The sequence below is a fragment of the Variovorax sp. 350MFTsu5.1 genome (genome assembly GCF_048302515.1).
In the GTDB taxonomy this organism is placed as follows: Bacteria; Pseudomonadota; Gammaproteobacteria; order Burkholderiales; family Burkholderiaceae_C; genus Variovorax; species Variovorax guangxiensis.
The window spans coordinates 435050-452496 of the sequence record NZ_CP157620.1; the positions used below are offsets into that span (position 1 = coordinate 435050).

Annotated in this window: 17 protein-coding genes; 6 read left to right on the forward strand and 11 right to left on the reverse strand. The window is 69.1% G+C overall.

From position 1 onward, the window contains the following. Positions 1–211: 211 nt before the first annotated feature. The 4 genes from ABL843_RS01910 (at position 212) to mrdA (ending at position 4846) form a co-directional block, all read left to right on the forward strand. The gene (locus ABL843_RS01910) at positions 212–1255 is read left to right on the forward strand and encodes a rod shape-determining protein (RefSeq protein ID WP_007833435.1); all 1044 of its coding nucleotides are present in this window, start codon (positions 212–214) and stop codon (positions 1253–1255) included. 86 nt (positions 1256–1341) lie between these two features. Then, complete coding sequence (gene mreC, locus ABL843_RS01915) at positions 1342–2301, forward strand: rod shape-determining protein MreC (RefSeq protein WP_126022393.1); 960 nt, start codon at positions 1342–1344, stop codon at positions 2299–2301. Next, positions 2298–2819, forward strand: a complete 522-nt coding sequence (gene mreD, locus ABL843_RS01920) for a rod shape-determining protein MreD (RefSeq protein ID WP_019655414.1) — start codon at positions 2298–2300, stop codon at positions 2817–2819. Before mreC ends, mreD begins: the two co-directional genes overlap by 4 nt. A gap of 56 nt (positions 2820–2875) precedes the next feature. Then, positions 2876–4846, forward strand: coding sequence for a penicillin-binding protein 2 (mrdA, locus tag ABL843_RS01925; protein WP_184640322.1), 1971 nt, complete (start codon positions 2876–2878; stop codon positions 4844–4846). 131 nt (positions 4847–4977) lie between these two features. Here mrdA and fahA read toward each other — a convergent pair whose 3' ends face one another. The 6 genes from fahA to ABL843_RS01955 all read right to left on the reverse strand — a co-directional run bounded on the left by fahA (position 4978) and on the right by ABL843_RS01955 (position 11684). Continuing rightward, entirely contained in the window at positions 4978–6243 is a 1266-nt protein-coding gene (gene fahA / locus ABL843_RS01930) for a fumarylacetoacetase (protein ID WP_418118785.1), read from the reverse strand. Between the two features lie 31 nt (positions 6244–6274). Next, a complete protein-coding gene (locus tag ABL843_RS01935) occupies positions 6275–7249 on the reverse strand; it encodes a Bug family tripartite tricarboxylate transporter substrate binding protein (protein ID WP_418118786.1) in 975 nt (324 codons plus the stop codon). Next, positions 7246–8559, reverse strand: a complete 1314-nt coding sequence (gene hmgA / locus ABL843_RS01940) for a homogentisate 1,2-dioxygenase (RefSeq protein ID WP_418118787.1) — start codon at positions 8557–8559, stop codon at positions 7246–7248. Before hmgA ends, ABL843_RS01935 begins: the two co-directional genes overlap by 4 nt. A 173-nt stretch (positions 8560–8732) precedes the next feature. After that, a complete protein-coding gene (locus tag ABL843_RS01945) occupies positions 8733–8930 on the reverse strand; it encodes a DUF2783 domain-containing protein (RefSeq protein WP_126022388.1) in 198 nt (65 codons plus the stop codon). 12 nt (positions 8931–8942) lie between these two features. Further along, positions 8943–10580: an FAD-dependent oxidoreductase gene (locus ABL843_RS01950; protein ID WP_418118788.1), complete on the reverse strand. Its 1638-nt coding sequence runs from the start codon at positions 10578–10580 to the stop codon at positions 8943–8945. 144 nt (positions 10581–10724) lie between these two features. Next, entirely contained in the window at positions 10725–11684 is a 960-nt protein-coding gene (locus tag ABL843_RS01955) for an MBL fold metallo-hydrolase (RefSeq protein ID WP_184640311.1), read from the reverse strand. Positions 11685–11830: 146 nt separating this feature from the next. On the opposite strand from ABL843_RS01955, the gene ABL843_RS01960 reads away from it, so the two are divergent. After that, a complete protein-coding gene (locus ABL843_RS01960) occupies positions 11831–12688 on the forward strand; it encodes an IclR family transcriptional regulator (protein ID WP_184640310.1) in 858 nt (285 codons plus the stop codon). Next, positions 12685–13452: an SIR2 family NAD-dependent protein deacylase gene (locus ABL843_RS01965; protein WP_369659977.1), complete on the forward strand. Its 768-nt coding sequence runs from the start codon at positions 12685–12687 to the stop codon at positions 13450–13452. Before ABL843_RS01960 ends, ABL843_RS01965 begins: the two co-directional genes overlap by 4 nt. Before the next feature lie 5 nt (positions 13453–13457). Here the strand turns inward: ABL843_RS01965 and ABL843_RS01970 are convergent, their stop codons facing one another. From ABL843_RS01970 to ABL843_RS01990, 5 genes are read right to left on the reverse strand one after another with little or no spacing between them, the layout of a single operon-like run. After that, a complete protein-coding gene (locus ABL843_RS01970; RefSeq protein WP_126022383.1) occupies positions 13458–13679 on the reverse strand; it encodes a hypothetical protein in 222 nt (73 codons plus the stop codon). A 48-nt stretch (positions 13680–13727) separates the two neighbouring features. Further along, on the reverse strand, positions 13728–14393 hold the full coding sequence (locus ABL843_RS01975) for an ABC-type transport auxiliary lipoprotein family protein (protein WP_418118789.1): 666 nt from the start codon (positions 14391–14393) through the stop codon (positions 13728–13730). A gap of 27 nt (positions 14394–14420) precedes the next feature. Then, positions 14421–15380 carry an MlaD family protein gene (locus tag ABL843_RS01980; RefSeq protein WP_126022381.1) on the reverse strand — a complete coding sequence of 320 codons (960 nt, stop codon included), beginning with the start codon at positions 15378–15380 and terminating at the stop codon, positions 14421–14423. 9 nt (positions 15381–15389) lie between these two features. Beyond that, complete coding sequence (locus ABL843_RS01985; protein ID WP_126022380.1) at positions 15390–16214, reverse strand: ABC transporter ATP-binding protein; 825 nt, start codon at positions 16212–16214, stop codon at positions 15390–15392. Between the two features lie 12 nt (positions 16215–16226). After that, complete coding sequence (locus tag ABL843_RS01990) at positions 16227–17393, reverse strand: MlaE family ABC transporter permease (protein ID WP_184640303.1); 1167 nt, start codon at positions 17391–17393, stop codon at positions 16227–16229. Between the last annotated feature and the right edge of the window lie 54 nt (positions 17394–17447).

Sequence of the window (17447 nt, forward strand, 5' to 3'; positions counted from 1 at the left end):
CGGAACGGCCCAAAAAAGCGGAGGTATTCGCACGCGGGAGCCGGTGCTAATACGGGAATCAGAGGGGATTCGGGTATTATCCCGCCTTTGCCGCAACCCCCGCGAACGCGCCGGCTTTTGCGCCAAAAACGATCAATTCACCCCGTCAAACGACCCAAAAAATAGAGCGACGACCTGCCGATGCGCAGGCCGTGCTCAGAGGATTCCGCACATGTTTGGAGCTTTCCGTCGGTACTTCTCCACCGACCTTGCGATCGACCTCGGCACCGCCAACACCCTGATATTCGCCCGCAACAAGGGCATCGTGCTCGATGAGCCCTCGGTCGTCGCAATCCGCCACGAAGGCGGTCCGCATGGCAAGAAGGTGATCCAGGCCGTCGGCCGAGAAGCCAAGGCCATGCTGGGCAAGGTGCCCGGCAACATCGAGGCGATCCGCCCGATGAAGGACGGCGTGATCGCCGACTTCGTGATCACCGAGCAGATGATCAAGCAGTTCATCAAGATGGTGCACCCGCGCACGCTGCTCACGCCGAGCCCGCGCATCATCATCTGCGTGCCCTGCGGCTCGACCCAGGTCGAGCGCCGCGCCATCAAGGACGCGGCCGAAGCGGCCGGCGCCACCTCCGTCTACCTCATCGAGGAGCCCATGGCCGCGGCCATCGGCGCCGGCCTGCCCGTCAGCGAAGCCTCGGGCTCGATGGTGGTGGACATCGGCGGCGGCACCACCGAGGTGGGCGTCATCAGCCTGGGCGGCATGGTCTACAAGGGCTCCGTGCGCGTGGGCGGCGACCGCTTCGACGAAGCCATCATCAACTACATCCGCCGCAACTACGGCATGCTGATCGGCGAGCCGACGGCCGAAGTCATCAAGAAGAACATCGGCTCGGCTTTCCCGGGCTCCGAAGTCAAGGAAATGGAAGTCAAGGGCCGCAACCTCTCCGAAGGCGTGCCGCGCAGCTTCACCATCAGCAGCAATGAAGTGCTGGAAGCCCTGACCGATCCGTTGAACAACATCGTCTCGGCCGTGAAGAACGCGCTGGAGCAGACGCCGCCCGAACTGGGCGCCGACATCGCCGAGCGCGGCATGATGCTGACCGGCGGCGGCGCGCTGCTGCGCGACCTCGACCGCCTGCTGGCCGAGGAAACCGGCCTGCCGGTGCTGGTGGCCGAAGATCCGCTGACCTGCGTGGTGCGAGGCTGTGGCATCGCTCTCGAGCGCATGGACCGCCTGGGCAGCATCTTCACGAGCGAGTAAGGGGCGAAAGCCATCATCGGCCGGCCTCTGCTTGCGCAGGCCGGCTTTTTGTTATTTGATTCCGCACCACCGCCGAGTCTGAATTCATGCCCCTGGGCACGCTCGATCGCACAGCGCCACCCCTGTTCAACCAGGGCCAGTCGGCACTCAGCAAGCTGATCTTCTTCGGCGCGCTCTCCCTGTTCCTCATGGTGGCCGATGCGCGCTTCCACATCGTGCAGCCGATCCGGGCCGCTGTCGGGGCCGTGCTCTATCCGGTGCAGTGGGTGGCGCTGAAGCCGGTGCAGGCGGTGCTGGGCGGCGGGCGCTATTTCGAAGACCTGCAGACCGCACAGCGCAACGAGGAAGACGCCCGCAAGGCGCTGATGGCGCAGGCCGAGCGCGCGGCCCAGGCCGACACGCTGGCGCAGGACAACGCCCGCCTGCGCGAACTGCTCGAACTGCGCCAGACCACCACCACGCCGGGCCGCGCCGCCGAGGTGCTCTACGACGCTGCAGACCCCTACACCCGCAAGATCGTCATCGACCAGGGCATGGCCCAGGGCGTGCAGCCCGGCTCGCCGGTGATCGACGCGCGCGGCGTGCTCGGGCAGGTCACGCAGGTGCTGCCCTTCACGAGCGAGGTCACGCTGGTGATCGACCGCGACCTTTCCATTCCCGTGCAGAACACCCGCACCGGCGTGCGCAGCGTGGCCTTCGGCGACGCTTCGGCGCACGGCGGCGGGCTGGAGCTGCGCTTCATGGCCGCCAACGCCGACCTGCAAGAGGGCGACCTGCTTTCCACCAGCGGCGTCGACGGCATCTACCCCGCCGGCCTGCCGGTGGCGAAGATCGAGCGCATCGAGCGGCGTGCCGACTCCGCCTTCGCCCGCATCTACTGCCTGCCGCTGGCCCACGTGACGGCCGCGCGCTACGTGCTGGTGCTCGAACCCACCGGCACGCCCGCCGCGCCGCCGCCCCCGGCACCCGCCGTCACCCAGCGCAAGCGCCCCGAGGGCAAGCCCGGCGCCGGCAAGAACGAGAAGAAACCGGGAGCGCGCCCATGATCAAGCGTCCAGGCCAGCAGCAACTGCTGCTGCCCGTCAGCCCGGTCTTCATGTGGAGCAGCCTCGTGGTGGCGCTGCTCATCAACATGATCCCGATCGGCCGCGCTGTCTGGATGCCCGACCTGCTGGCGCTCGTCATCGTTTTCTGGGGCGTGCACCAGCCCGCGCGCGTGGGTATCGGCGCGGCCTTCGTGTTCGGCCTGTGCATGGACGTGCACCAGTCGTCGATGCTGGGGCAGCACGCGCTCTCCTACACCACGCTGGGCTTCTTCGCGATCACCATCCACCGGCGGCTGTTGTGGTATCCGGTGGCCTCGCAGGCGCTGCAGGTGCTGCCGCTCTTCGCACTCTCGCAGCTGATCGAGGTGGTCACGCGGATGATCGGCGGCGGCGTGTTCCCGGGCTGGACGGTGCTGGCCTCGCCGGCCATCGAGGCGGCGCTGTGGCCCCTTGCGACCGCACTGCTGCTGGCCCCCCAGCGCAGAACGCCGGAACCGGACGAGAACCGCCCCCTCTAAGCCCAGCCCCTCCCGCATTTGCCTTCGCACCTGCGCGCGCCTAAGCTCCCATCGCCATGACCGAAATCCGCAACGTCGCCGCCGATCTTGCGCGCTTCAAGCGCCGCGTGATCGTCATCGGCCTGGCGGTGCTCTTCGCGTTCGGGCTGCTGTGCGCGCGGCTGGTCTACCTGCAGGTCACGCGCCACGAGGACCTGGCCGAGCAGGCCGAGAGCAACCGCACGGCGGTGGTGCCGGTGGTGCCGAACCGGGGGCTCATCCTCGACCGCAACGGCATCGTGCTGGCCTCCAACTACTCGGCCTACACGCTGGAGATCACGCCCTCGAAGGTGGGCGACGTGGAGGAGACCATCGACAGCCTCACGCAGGTGCTCGAAGTCTCTCCGCGCGACCGCCGCCGCTTCAAGCGCCTGCGCGAAGACTCGCGCAGCTTCGACTCCATTCCCATCCGCACCCGCCTGAGCGACGAGGAAGTCGCCCGCTTCGCCGCCCAGCGCTACCGCTTCCCGGGCGTGGAGATCAAGGCGCGCCTCTTTCGCAACTATCCGCAGGGCGAGTTGGCCTCGCACGTGCTCGGCTACATCGGCCGCATCAACCAGCGCGAGAAGACCGCGATGGAGGACTGGGACGAGGAAGACCAGGCCAACTACAAGGGCACCGACTACATCGGCAAGCTGGGCATCGAGCAGAGCTACGAGAAGACGCTGCACGGCCAGACCGGCGTGGAGCAGATGGAGACCTCCGCCGGCGGCCGCGCCGTGCGCCGGCTGGCCAGCCACCCGGCCACGCCGGGCAACACGGTGATGCTGTCGCTCGACATCAAGCTGCAGAAGCTGGTGGAGGACATGTACGGCGAGCGCCGCGGTGCGCTGGTGGCCATCGACCCGAAGACCGGCGAGATCCTCGCCTTCGTGAGCAAGCCCACCTTCGACCCCAACCTCTTCGTCGAGGGCATCGACAACGAGAGCTGGGCGGCGCTCACCGAATCCATCGACAAGCCGCTCTTGAACCGCGCCCTGCGCGGCACCTACCCGCCGGGCTCCACCTACAAGCCCTTCATGGCGCTGGCGGCGCTGCAGACCGGCAAGCGCGGCCCCAGCGTGGTGGTGAACGACCCCGGCTACTTCAACTTCGGCGGCCACCGCTTCGGCAGCCCCGAGGGCAACCTCGGCGGCGTCGACATGCGCCGATCGATCCAGCTGTCGAGCAATATCTACTACTACTCGCTGGCCAACGAGATGGGCGTGGACATGATCCACGACTTCATGAAGCCGCTGGGCTTCGGCCAGATCACCGGCATCGACCTCGGCGGCGAGGTGCGCGGTGTGCTGCCCAGCACCGAGTGGAAGCGCAACACTTACAAGCGCCCCGAGCAGAAGAAGTGGTATGCGGGCGAGACCATCTCGCTGGGCATCGGCCAGGGCTACAACAACTTCACCATGCTGCAGCTGGCGCAGGCCACCGCCACCATCGCCAACGGCGGCCTCAAGCACAAGCCTCACCTCGCGCTGGCCACGCGCGACACCGTCAGCGGCAACGTGGTGCCACTGCCGCAGCCCGCGGCGGAGAACCTTGGCTTCACGGCCGCCAACATCGCGGTGATCCGCGAGGGCCTGACCAGCGTGGTCACCAGCGGCACCGCGCGCGGCGTGTTCGCGGGCGCCAGCTACCAGGCGGCCGGCAAGACGGGTACGGCGCAGGCGGTGTCGATGGGCCAGAACACCAAGTACAACGCGCGCGCGCTCGAGGAGCACCAGCGCGACCACGCCCTCTTCATGGCCTACGCGCCGGTGAACGACCCGAAGATCGCCGTGGCGGTGATCGTCGAGAACGCCGGTTGGGGCGCAGGCGCTGCAGCCCCCATCGCTCGCCGGGTCTTCGACTACTGGCTCGCGGACCAGTACCCGAGCGAAGCCGACATGGCCGCCATCAAGATCGGCAAGGCGACCGCGCCGATCGGCAAGCCGCGCGTGGCGAGCGAAGTGGCCTGGCCGGCCGCTTCGGCCACGCCCGCCACCGCGCCCTGATGCCTTGCTCCCTCTCCCCTTGGGGAGAGGGGTGGGGTGAGGGCATCGGCGGCGGATTCGATGCGGCGCTTCATTGGAGGCACCTTGCCCTCACCCTGGCCCTCTCCCCAAGGGGAGAGGGAAGAAGACTCTCAGACCACCGTTCCGCTGACCTCACCTAGCCCGATCCGCACCGCGCCCGGTCGCTCGCAGTAACCGCGAATGGTCAGCGTGTCCCCGTCCTCCAGGAACGTCCGCTTCTCGCCGTTAGGCAGCGTGATCGGCTGCTTGCCGCCCTGCGTCAGCTCGATCAGCGAGCCGGCTTCGTCGGGCTTCGGGCCCGAGAGGGTGCCCGAGCCCAGCATGTCGCCCGGCTGCAGGTTGCAGCCGTTGACCGTGTGGTGCGCGACGAGCTGCGCTGCCGTCCAGTAGGCCGCCTCGGTGGTGTTGCCGCGCGTCAGGCGCACGGGCGCCACGCCCTCGGCGCGCATCTTCGCGGTCTGCAGCAGCACTTCGAGCGTGATGTCGAGCGCGCCGCGCTCGCGGTTGGAGGCCGAGTCGAGGTACGGCAGCGGCTGCGGGTCGCCGGCGGGGCGCTCGAACTTCGAGCGGAAGGGCGCCAGCGCCTCCATCGTCACGAGCCACGGCGACAGCGTGCTCGCGAAGTTCTTCGACAGGAAGGGGCCGAGCGGCTGGTATTCCCAGGCCTGCAGGTCGCGCGCCGACCAGTCGTTGAGCAGCGTCACGCCGAACAGGTGCTCCTCGGCGTCGGCGATGGCGATGGGTTCGCCCTGCGCGTTGCCGCGGCCGATGAAGAAGCCCAGCTCCAGCTCGTAGTCCAGCCGCTTCGACGGCCCGAATGTCGGCTCGGCCGCGTCGGGCGCCTTGGTCTGGCCGTTCGGGCGCTTGAAGACCTGGCCGCTCACGCCGATGGACGAGGCGCGGCCGTGGTAGCCGATGGGCACCCACTTGTAGTTGGGCATCAGCGGCTGGTCGGGGCGGAACAGCTTGCCGATGGTGGTGGCGTGGTGGATGCCCGTGTAGAAGTCGGTGTAGTCGCCGATGCGGCAGGGCACGGTCATCTCGGCCTGGGCCTGCGGCAGCAGCGCCTTCGACCAGGCGGCCTGCTTGTCGCTGCCTTCGGCCAGGCCGGCCGAGATGGCGGCGCGCAGCGCCTGGCGTTCCTTCGTGCCGGCGTTCATCAGCCCGTTCATGTCGTCGGTGTCGACCAGGCCCGTGGCGCGCAGGTCCAGCACCTGGTCGCCGATGGCGACGCCGATGCGGAAGGCCTCGCTGCTGCCGGCGGTGCGGAAGCGGCCGAAGGGCAGGTTCTGGATCGGGAAGTCGGTGCCGGCCTCGTTGGCCGATGCGACCCAGCTGCGCAGCTTCGGGTCATGGGTGGCGTTCAGTGCGGTCATGGATGTCTTTCTGTACTTGATCTGTCTGTGTTCAGTCTGCGGTCATTCCGGCCTTCTTCGCCACATCGCCCAGGCGCTGGTATTCGGTCTCGGTCAGCGTGGTGAGCTCCTGCGGCGTGGAGCCGCGCGGCGAGAAGCCGGCTTGCGCCAGCTTGGCCTTCACATCGGGCATCGCGAGCGCTTCCACGAAGGCCTCGTTCAGCGCCTTCACCACCGGCGCCGGCAGCTTCGCCGGTCCGTACACGCCGAACCACGGCTCCAGCGCGTAGCCCTTCAGGCCCGCCTCGGCTATGGTCGGCACATCGGGCAGCGAGGGCGAGCGCGCCGGGCCGGCCACCGCCAGCGCGCGCAGCTTGCCGGCCTGGATGTGCGGCAGCGAGGCCGGCAGGTTGTCGAACATCACGCCGATGTTGTTGCCCAGCATGTCGGTGATGGCCGGGCCGCTGCCCTTGTAGGCGACGTGGACGAGCTCGGTGCCGGTCATCTGCGCGAACATCACGCCCGCCAGGTTCATCGAGGTGCCGGCGCCCGCGGTGGCGTAGGGCAGGCCGGGGTTCTTCTTCGCGGCGGCGATCAGCTCGGGCACCGACTTCACGGCCGAGGCCGCCGGCACTTCGAGCACGATGGTCGAGGTGCCAAGCAGGCTGATGGCGGTGAAGTCCTTGCGCGGATCGAAGGCCATCGACTTGTAGATGTGCGGGTTCAACGCATTGGTGGAGATCGCGCCGAAGCCGATGGTGTAGCCGTCGGGCGCGGCCTTGGCCACCGCGTCCATGCCGATGTTGCCGCCAGCGCCGCCGCGGTTGTCGATCAGCACCGGCTGGCCCAGCTTCTCCGACACCTTCTGGCCCACTGTGCGCGCCACCAGGTCGGTGGTGCCGCCGGGCGTGTAGGGCACGATGAAGCGGATGGGCTTCGAGGGGTAGTCGGCCGCGTGCGCGAGGAAGGGAGCGGCGAGCAGCGCCATGGCCGCAGCGCGGCGCGTGAGGGTGAACACGGTCTTCATGCCTTGAATTGATCCTTGAGGCCCGCCCAGCAGTCGGCGTAGTCGGTGTCCAGCGCGGGGCTCTTCAGCGCGAAGTTCGTCGGAATGAAGCGATAGCGGCTCTCGAACATGAAGGCCAGCGTGTTGTCCAGCTTGTGCGGCTTGAGGTCGGCGTGGGTGGCCTTGTCGAAGGCTTCCTCGTCGGGGCCGTGCGGCACCATGCAGTTGTGCAGGCTCGCGCCGCCGGGCTTGAAGCCGCCCGGCTTGGCGTCGTACTCGCCCAGCACCAGGCCCATGAACTCGCTCATCAGGTTGCGATGGAACCACGGCGGACGGAAGGTGTTCTCCATGACCATCCAGCGCGGCGGGAAGATCACGAAGTCGCAGTTGGCCGTGCCGGGCGTGTCGCTGGGCGAGGTCAGCACGGTGAAGATCGACGGATCGGGATGGTCGAAGCTGATCGAGCCGATCACCATGAAGTGCGCCGTGTCGTACTTCACCGGCGACAGGTTGCCGTGCCAGGCCACCACGTTGAAGGGCGACTGCTTCATCGGCGCCTGCCAGAAACGGCCGCCGAACTTCTTGACGATCTCGTAGCCGCCTTCCTCCGTCTCGAAGGCCGCCACCGGTGCCTGGAAGTCGCGCGCGTTGGCCAGGCCGTTCGAGCCGATCGGGCCCAGCTCCGGCAGGCGGAAGTGCGCGCCGTAGTTCTCGCAGACGTAGCCGCGCGAGAGGCCGTCGGGCAAGGCGACCTTGAAGGCCATGCCGCGCGGCAGCACCGCGATCTCGCCGGGCTTCACGTCGAGCACGCCCAGCTCGGTCGTGATGACGAGGCGGCCCTGCTGCGGCACCACCAGCATCTCGCCGTCGGCGTTGACGAAGGCGCGGCGCTCCATCGAGCGGCCCGCGAGGTACATCAGCGAGCCGATGCCGACCTGCGACTCGGCATCGCCGTTGGCCGCGATGGTGCGCATGCCGTCGATGAAGTCGGCCTTGGCCGCCGCTTCGTCCAGCGGCTGCGGGTGCCAGCGCAGCGGCTCGGGCGGCAGCGCGATCTCGCGGTCGGCGCCGGTGGTCCACAGCGGCTGCGCATAGGGCTGGTAGCGGCCCGACACCACCGAGGGCTGGCGGCGATAGAGCCACGTGCGGCGGTTCTCGTGGCGCGGTGCGGTGAAGGCGGTGCCGGAGAGCAGCTCGGTGTAGAGGTCGAGAGGTCCGCGCTGCGGATTGTTGCGGCCCTGCGGCAGCGCGCCGGGCATGGCCTCGGAGGCGTATTCGTTGCCGAAGCCGCTCTGGTAGCGGCGCTCGGTGGAAGAGGTTGCGGCGGTCATGTGGTCCTCATGGATTGACTTGAATGGGGGGTGGAAGGCGGGGTCGGGACGCGGAGGACGCGAAGGCTTCGCGAAGAGCGCGAAAGAGACAAGGAAAGAAATTTTGAAATTCTTTTCTGCGTCCTTCGCGAAACCTTCGCGTCCTCTGCGTTCGGCTGTCCGCATCCGAGTGCCTACTTCGCAGCCGCGAGCGCTTCGCGCAGCACGGCGAGCGAGCCGATGTGGTTGGCCAGCACCAGCACGAGGCGCGCGTTGTACGCGTTGCTCTCGTCGGTGCTCAGGCCCTGGTGCGCGTCGATCAGCGCTTCATAGAAATCGTCGGGCGCCTCGAGGTGCGCTTCGGTGATCAGCTTGGGGGTGGATGCGGTCATGGGTTCGTTCCCTCAGTGTTTGCCGAGCGCACGATCGACGGCGTTGCGCACCTGCGCCGCCGACGGGGCGCGCCAGCGCGCGCACACGTGCTGGTCGGGGCGCAGCAGGTACACGGTGCCGGGGCGGGCGTCGTAACGCTGCGCGGCGAACTCGCTGCCGCGGGCGCCGTCGTCCATGCGCACCACGTGCAGCGGCCGGTCGCTGGCCCTCAGCGCCGCCAGGCTGCGCTCGGCCGCCTCGCCCTGGCCGAATATCAGCGCGGTGAACTGCGCGACATGGCATTCGCGCAGCAGCCAGCCGGTGCTGCCGTCGGCATGCACCACGGGCGCGTCGGCCGCGGCGGCGCCGGGCACCATCGCGCCCGTAAAGGCGTCGGCGTCGGGCGTGTTCAGCGGCGAGTCGCGCAGCACCGAGGGCACCGACAGCCGGCCGCTGTTGACCAGCGTGCGCGCGAAGGCGTGGCGCTTCGTCAGCTCCAGCACCGCGTCGCGGAAGAGGCGGCTCACCTCGCTCTTGGGCGTGATGAAGTCGGTGGCGCGGGTGGAGTTGCGGATGTTCTCGTCGGCGGCGTACTCGCGCTCGCTGGCGTAGCTGTCGAGCAGCGCGTCGGGCGCGTCGCCCTGCACCACGGCGGCGAGCTTCCAGGCGAGGTTGTCGGCGTCCTGCACGCCCGAATTGGCGCCGCGCGCGCCGAAGGGCGACACGCCGTGGGCCGAGTCGCCCGCGAACAGCACGCGGCCGTGGCGGAAGCGCTCCATGCGCTGGCAGGCGAAGGTGTAGACGCTGGCCCAGCCGATGCGGAACTGCACGCCCTCGAAGCCGATGCTGTCGAGCAGGGCGCGCACGCGCGGCGTGATGTTCTCGGGCTTGCGCTCCTCCACCGGGTCGGCGTCCCAGCCGAGCTGGAAGTCCACGCGCCACATGCCGTCGGCCTGCTTGTGCAGCAGCACGCTCTGGCCGGGGTGGAACGAGGGGTCGAACCAGAAGCGGCGCTCGGTCGGCAGGTCAGCGTCCATCGTGATGTCGGCGATCAGGAAGCGGTCGCGGAACACGCGGCCCTTGGCTTCCAGGCCCAGCATCTGGCGCGTGCTGGAGCGCGAGCCGTCGCAGGCGGCCACGTAGTCGGCCTGCAGCCGGTAGCTGCCCTCGGGCGTTTCCACCGTCAGCACCGCGCCGCCGTCGCTTTGCTCGATGCCGGTGACCTTGTTGTTCCAGCGCAGGTCGACCAGCGGCAGCGCCGCCGCGCGCTCGACGAGGTAGCCCTCGACGTAGTACTGCTGCAGGTTGATGAAGGCCGGGCGCTCGTGGCCGGGCTCGGGCAGCAGGTCGAAGCGGTAGACCTGCTCGTCATGGAAGAACACCTTGCCCACGTTCCACGACACGCCCTTGTCGACCATGCGGTCGCCGCAGCCCAGGCGGTCGAACACCTCCAGCGTGCGCTTGGCGAAGCAGATCGCGCGCGAGCCGCTGGAGAGCGTGTTGTCGTTGTCGAGCAGCACCACGGGCACCTGCCGCAGCGCGAGGTCGATGGCCAGCGTGAGGCCCACGGGGCCCGCGCCGACGATCACGACGGGATGGCGCGCCGGTGCCGCCGCGTCCTGGTCGGCGTGGCGCTTGTAGTCGAAGCGCAGGCTCTGATAGTCGATCACGTGTTGTCTCCGTGTCTTTGGTCTTGTCTTGCTCCTTCCCCCGCTGGGGGAAGGCCGGGATGGGGGCACGACGGCGTTCACTTCGGGCGCTCTGCCTGCCCCCACCCCAACCCTCCCCCCAGCGGGGGAGGGAGCAATGCGGAATCAGCCTTCGAGGGCCTTCCACATCTCGACGTCGCGCTCGGCCGTCCAGATGCGCGGGTCGGCGTGGCCCGAGGCCTCGTCGTAGGCGCGGCTCACGTCGAAGGGCATGCAGTGGTCGAAGATCACCCACTGGCTGTATTTGGGCTTGAGCTTCTCGTAGGTCTCCTTGTAGACCGCGTTCAGGTCGCGCCCGGCCTTCACGCCTGCCTGCACGCTGGCGTACACGTCGGAGATGAAGTCGCGCGTACCGGTGAGGCCCTCGGCCACCGCCTCGGGGGTGGTCAGCGCGGCGCCGCGGCCGGGCACCAGGGCCACGGGCTTGAGCGCGGCGATGTTGTCCAGCGTCTGCGGCCAGTCCTTGAAGTAGGCGTCGCCCGCGTACGGCGTAGCGCCGAACTCGACCAGGTCGCCCGACAGCAGCGTGCGCTCCTGCGGCAGCCAGACGACGGTGTCGCCCTTGGTGTGGCCGCGCCCGAGCTGGATCAGCTGCACCTCGAGCTTGCCCAGCCACAGGGTCATCTTGCCGGTGAAGGTCATGGTGGGCCAGGTCAGGCCAGGCGGCACGGTCTCGACGTTCTGGAACAGGCGGGGGAAGCGGCCGATCTCGCTGGCCTTGTCCTGCTCGCCGCGCTCGACGATCAGGTCGCGCGTGTCCTGGCTGGCCAGGATGTGCTCGGCACCGTAGCCGGCCGCGCCCAGCACGCGCACCGCGTGGTAGTGGGTGAGCACCACGTACTTGATGGGCTTGTCGGTCACCTCGCGGATGCGGCGCACCACGTCGGCCGCCATGGCGGGCGTGGCCTGGGTGTCGGCCACCAGCACGCAGTCGTCGCCGATCACGATGCCGGTGTTGGGGTCGCCCTCGGCGGTGTAGGCCCAGGCATGTTCCGAGATCTGGCTGAAGGTGACCTTCTTCTCTTCCATGTCGGCCTGGCTGGCGAATTTCTTGGCTTGGCTCATCGGGGTGTCTCCGTCGGTGGGGTGGAATTTGAAATTCGTCTAAGTCGAACGAATTTGCAGTTAACGAATTGGCGCAGTGTAAGCCGCAGATCAGTTAATGTCTAATCCCTTCTTCATGAACGAACGACCAGAAGGCGAGGCCGGCCATGGCAGCCAGTGACAGCGACCGCGCCCAGCGCGGCATCCAGAGCATCGAAGTCGGTGGCCAGCTGCTGCGCGCGCTGGTGCATCACGGCCGGCCCATGGCGCTGAAGGACCTGGCGCGCGAGGCCGACATGACGGCGGCCAAGGCGCATCCGTACATGGTCAGCTTCGGGCGGCTGGGCCTCATCGAGCAGGACCGCGCCAGCGGCCACTATCTGCTCGGCCCGCTCGCCTTGCAACTGGGCCTCATCAGCCTGCAGCAGGCCGACCCGGTGCACATCGCCACCCCGCTGATCGGCCAGCTCGCGCAGCAGATCGGCCACACCGTGGCGCTGGCCGTGTGGGGCGCGCGCGGCGCGACCATCGTGCGCACGGCCGAGTCGCCCTCGCCGGTGCACGTGAACATGCGGCACGGCACGGTGTTCTCGCTGACCAACACGGCCTCGGGGCGGGTGTTCGCGGCTTATCTCGACGAGGACGCGGTGCGCAGCCTGCTCGAGGAAGAACGCCAGCGCCAGAAGCAGCGCAAGGGCGGCGAGCCCACGCCCCCGGCCGGCATGCCGCCGGTGCAGCCGCTGCCCTCCTGGGGCGACTTCGAGCGCCAGCTGCAGGAGGTGCGCGGGCACGGCATCAGCCGTTCCGACGGCGAGGTCATCGAGGGCGTGAGCGCCATGGCCGCGCCCGTCTTCGACCACACTGGCGCCATCGTGCTGGCCGTCACCGCCATCGGCCCGGCCGGCATCTTCGACACCGCGTGGGACGGCGAGATTTCCCGTGCGCTCAAGGCCTGCGCCGATACCGTGTCGCAGCGCCTGGGCGCCGCAGCCGCCGCGCCAGCTTCCCCCAGAACAGAGAGATGACGACGCCAGTCACACCGGATATTTCTTCTTCCTTTTCCTCCCCTGTTCACGCGGCCACCGAACTGCTGGCCAACGCCCGCCGCATCGTCGTCTTCTCGGGTGCCGGCCTCTCTCGCGCTTCGGGCATTCCCACCTACCGCGATGCCGACGGCCTCTGGAAGAGCCAGAACGCCCTGCAGTTCTCCCACGCCGAAGACCTGGCGCGCGACCCGTCGGGCTTCACGAAGTTCTGGGGGCAGCGCCAGTCGGTGATCGAGTCGGCCCAGCCCAACCCGGGCCACACCGCGCTCGCGCTGCTGCAGCGGCTGCGCCCCGCCACGCGGCTGGTGACGCAGAACGTCGACGGCCTGCTCACGCTGGCCGGCGGCCAGGACGTGCTGGAGCTGCACGGCTCGCTGCGCCGCTGGCGCTGCGACCGCTGCGGCAACAGAAGCGGCCCCTGGCCTTTCCACCGCTGCCTGCGCTGCGGCTCGCACGCGCGGCCCGACGTGGTGATGTTCGGCGAGATGCTGAATGCCGGCGTGCTGCTCGACGCGCAGGTGGCGGCGCAGGAGTGCGACCTGTTCATGGTGGTGGGCAGCACCACCATCGTTTATCCGGCGGCCGAGCTGCCGCAGACCGCCCTCGCGCACGGCGCGCGGCTCATTACGCTGAACCTGGAGCCGCTGCCGCACCTGGACGACGCGGCGGCCGTGGTGCTGCGCGGTCTTTCCGAAGACCTGCTGCCGCAGCTGCTGGCGGGTGTGCCGGGCTCCAGAAGCTGAGGGGCTCAGCCCTTCCGGCCCCCCAACAGCACCAGCGCCCCGCCCACCACGATCACGGCCACGCCGGCCCACACGGGCAGGTTGACCGTTTCCTTCTCCTTCACCGAGAACTCCAGCGGCCCGAGCTTGGCCTGGTGGGTTTCCTTGGTGAAGCTGAAGCTGCCCATGGCCAGCACGGCGATGCCGGCCACGATCAGCAGGATGCCGACGATGCGTGTTGCGTTCATGGGGCGATGCTCCTTGCTTCCAGATGTCTTCCTTGTGGGGGCCGCAGATTACTGCCGCGGCTGTTGCTGCTGCAACTGATCGACCCACTGCACCACCTCGGCCACGGCCGCGTCGCTGGCGGCGATGAGCGCCTTCACGCCGCCGGGTGCGTCGGCGCTGGGCGCGGGGCTGCGCACGGTGAACAGGCGCTGGCCCAGCACGCGGTCGCCGGCGGCGGTGCTGCGCACGAGCGTGGCGCGCAGGCGCACCAGGCCCGCGCTGGCGCTCGCAGATTCGAAGTAGTGGCTGAACTCGTCCAGCGAGATGCGCAGCGTGTCCGGCGCCTGGCCCCGGCCGCGCGAGATGGTGGCCGCCTCTTCGGGGCCGAGCACCATGCGGCGCTCCGAGAGCGTGTCGCGCAGCCGCTGGCGCAGCAGCTGCGAGGGCGGCAGGCTCCAGCGCGACTGGCCGTAGGGCCGCAGCTCGTTGGCGTCGGCATAGCCTAGGCGATAGAGGATCTGCGTGCCTTCGAGGCGGGTGTTGCTCTCGAACTCGGCCAGCGAGAGCGTCGGGAGGCTGGCCGGTGCGGCGGCCGGGGCCGGCATCGCCGGGCCGGGGCCGAAGTCGTAGAGCGTGGCGCGCGCGGGCTTGTCGGGCAGCGCGCCGCAGCCCGCGGCCAGCAGCAGGGCGCAGCCGAGCGCGAGGGCGGCGGGGGTCTTGCGAATGGCGTTCATGGTCGGTGATCCTCCCTCGGTCGGGAATCAGGGCCGCGTCGCGGCCGGCGCCTGGAAGCCCGGCTCGCCCGGGCCCGCGGCCGCGCCGCCGTTGCCGAACAGCAGCGATTGCGGGTTGTCGTTGATGCTGTCCGCCGCGCGGCCCAGCCGGCGTACGGCGTGCGAGGTGTCGTCGGCCACGCGGTTCACGCGCGGCAGCGTGGCGGCGTTGAACGAATCGACCGCCTGCGCCAGCGCCTTGGTGCCGTCGCTCAGCCGCTCGACCGGGCCGTCGGGCGCGTTCAGGCGGCCCACGGTGGTGTTGAAGTTGTTGGCCACGCGCGAGACGTCGCCGGCGGCCTTCTTCACGGAGGCCATGGTGTCGGGCAGCTTCGTCAGCGCCGGATTCAGGCCGGTCTTCACGGTGTTGTCGAGCGTCTTGAGCAGCGTGTTGGCGCTGGCCGAAGCGGCCGCGATGTTCTCCAGCGCGTCGGCCGCGCGCTTCTGGTTGGGGTCGCTCAGCAGCTGGTTGGCGCGTTTGGTCACTTCCTCGACCTGGTTGATGATGGCCTCGCCGCGGTCCTGCAACTGCGCCAGCATCGAGGGCTTGAGCGGGATGCGCGGCGGGTCGTCGTTGTTGGGCTTGAGCGCGACGGTCGATTCGCCCTTGTCGTCCAGCGCGATGAAGGCCAGGCCGGTCACGCCCTGGTAGCTCAGCGTGGCGAAGCTGGAGGTGGTGAGCGGCACGCGCTCGTCGACCGTGATGCGCACGCGCACGTTGCCCTTGACCTTCGGGTCGAAGTCGATCGATGCCACCTTGCCCACCGCGATGCCGCGGTAGCGCACCATGGCCTGCGGCTGCAGGCCGCTGACCGCGTCGCGGGTGGAGAGCTCGTAGATGTTGCGCACGGTGTTGTCGCGCGTGAACCAGACCACCAGCGCGACGAGCGCGGCGATCAGTCCGAGCACGAAGGCGCCGGCGGCGAGTGCGTGGGCCTTGTTTTCCATGGTGGCTACCTACCTTTCAGCGGCCCGCTCGGGGGCCGGCTTGTCATGCAGCGCTTCGAGGGCGCGCTGGCCGCGCCCGCCGAGAAAGTATTCGTGGATGAAGGGATGCGGATACGCGATGACATCGCGCGCCGCGCCCGTGACGATCACCTTCTGGTCGGCCAGCACCGCGATGCGGGTGCTCAGGTCGAACAGCGTGTCCAGATCGTGCGTGACCATCACCACCGTGAGGCCCAGTTCGCGGTGCAGGCCGCGCAGCAGGTCGCAGAAGCTGTCGGAGGCCTCGGGGTCGAGGCCGGCCGTGGGTTCGTCCAGCAGCAGCAGCGGCGGGTCCATGATGAGCGCGCGCGCCAGCGCCACGCGCTTGATCATGCCGCCCGAGAGATCGGCCGGGCTCTTGTTGGCGTGCTGCGGGCCCAGGCCCACCATCTGCAGCTTCACCAGCGCCGCGTGGCGTATGAGCTCGTCGGGCAGCAGCTTCAGCTCGCGCAGCGGAAAGGCGATGTTCTCCAGCACGCTGAAGGCCGAGAACAGCGCGCCGTGCTGGAACAGCATGCCCACGTTGGCCGCGCCCGAGGCGCTGAGCTCGCCGGGCTCCTGGCCCAGCACCTCCACGTGGCCGCGCGTGGGCTTCTCCAGCCCGAGAATCTGGCGCAGCAGCACCGTCTTGCCCGTGCCCGAGCCGCCGACCAGCGAGAGCACCTCGCCGCGGTCGATGTGCAGCTGCAGGTCGCGGTGCACCACCTGCTCGCCGTCGGCGCTCTGGAACACGGTCCACAGCCCGCGGATGTCCACCACGGTGGCGTCGGTGTCGGGGCGCACGGGCATGCTCATGGTTTCACGCCCTCATGCCCGGAAGCCGATACCTTTGAAGAGCACGGCGAAGAGGGCGTCGACCAGGATCACCGCGGTGATCGACGTGACCACCGACGAGGTCGTGCCGCGCCCGAGGCTCTCGGTGTTCGGCTTCACCTTCATGCCGAAGTGGCAGCCGATCAGCGCGATCAGGATGCCGAACACCGCCGACTTGGCCATGGCCAGCCACAGGTTCGAGATCGGCACCGCGCGCGGCAGGGCCGAGAGGAAATAGGCCGGCGAAATGTCGAGCGCGGCGTCGGCCGCGAGCATGCCGCCCGCGAGCGCGGCCATCGAAGTCCACAGGCTGATCAGCGGCATTGCGATGGCCAGCGCCAGCACGCGAGGCATCACCAGGCGAAAGCCGTGTGGAATGCCCATCACGCGCATCGCGTCGAGCTCCTCGGTCACGCGCATCACGCCGATCTGCGCCGTGATGGCCGAGCCCGAGCGGCCGGCGATCAGCACGGCGGCCAGCACCGGCCCCAGTTCGCGGATCAGCGAGAGCCCGAGGATGTTCACCACGAAGGTCTCGGCGCCGTACTGGCGCAGCTGCTGCGAGATCAGGTAGGCCAGCACCACCCCGATCAGCAGGCCGACCAGCGCCGTGATGTGCAGCGCCGTCGCGCCGAACTGATACAGGTGCCCGGAGAAATCGCGCCACGGTCCGCGGTGCGGCGCGCGTGCCAGCCGGCACAGGTCGAGCGCGAGCTGGCCGATCAGCGCGGTGAAGTCGCGCACCACGTACATCACGCGCGGCCCGTTGTGCGAGAACGCGCGGATGCGGTCGTTCAGCGTGGGCGAGGGCTCGTCGGGCGTCGCGACGGTGTACTGCGCCACCTGGTCGAGCACGGCCTTGTGCTGCGGCGACAACTCGATGGTGGCGGGCCACTCATGGCGCCAGTGCTCCCACAGCAGCTGCGCGCCGATGTGGTCGAGTTGCTCGATGGGCCGCAGGTCCCAGGCACGGTCGTCGGCCGGCGGGGCCGCCTTCAGGCTCTGGTCCAGCGCCTGCCATGCCGGCTTGGACGACATCGCCAGCGTGGTCCAGCGGCCGCTGGCCACCGTCCATTGGCGGCCCTCCTGCTCACGTTGCCCGACGCGGGGCCACGCGCTGTCGGCGGCGGAGGCGTCGGCAGGCGATGGAGCGGGAGACATGGCTGGATGAGAAATAAGTGAGGCGGGTGAGAGGGAAAGTTAACAAAACCCGTG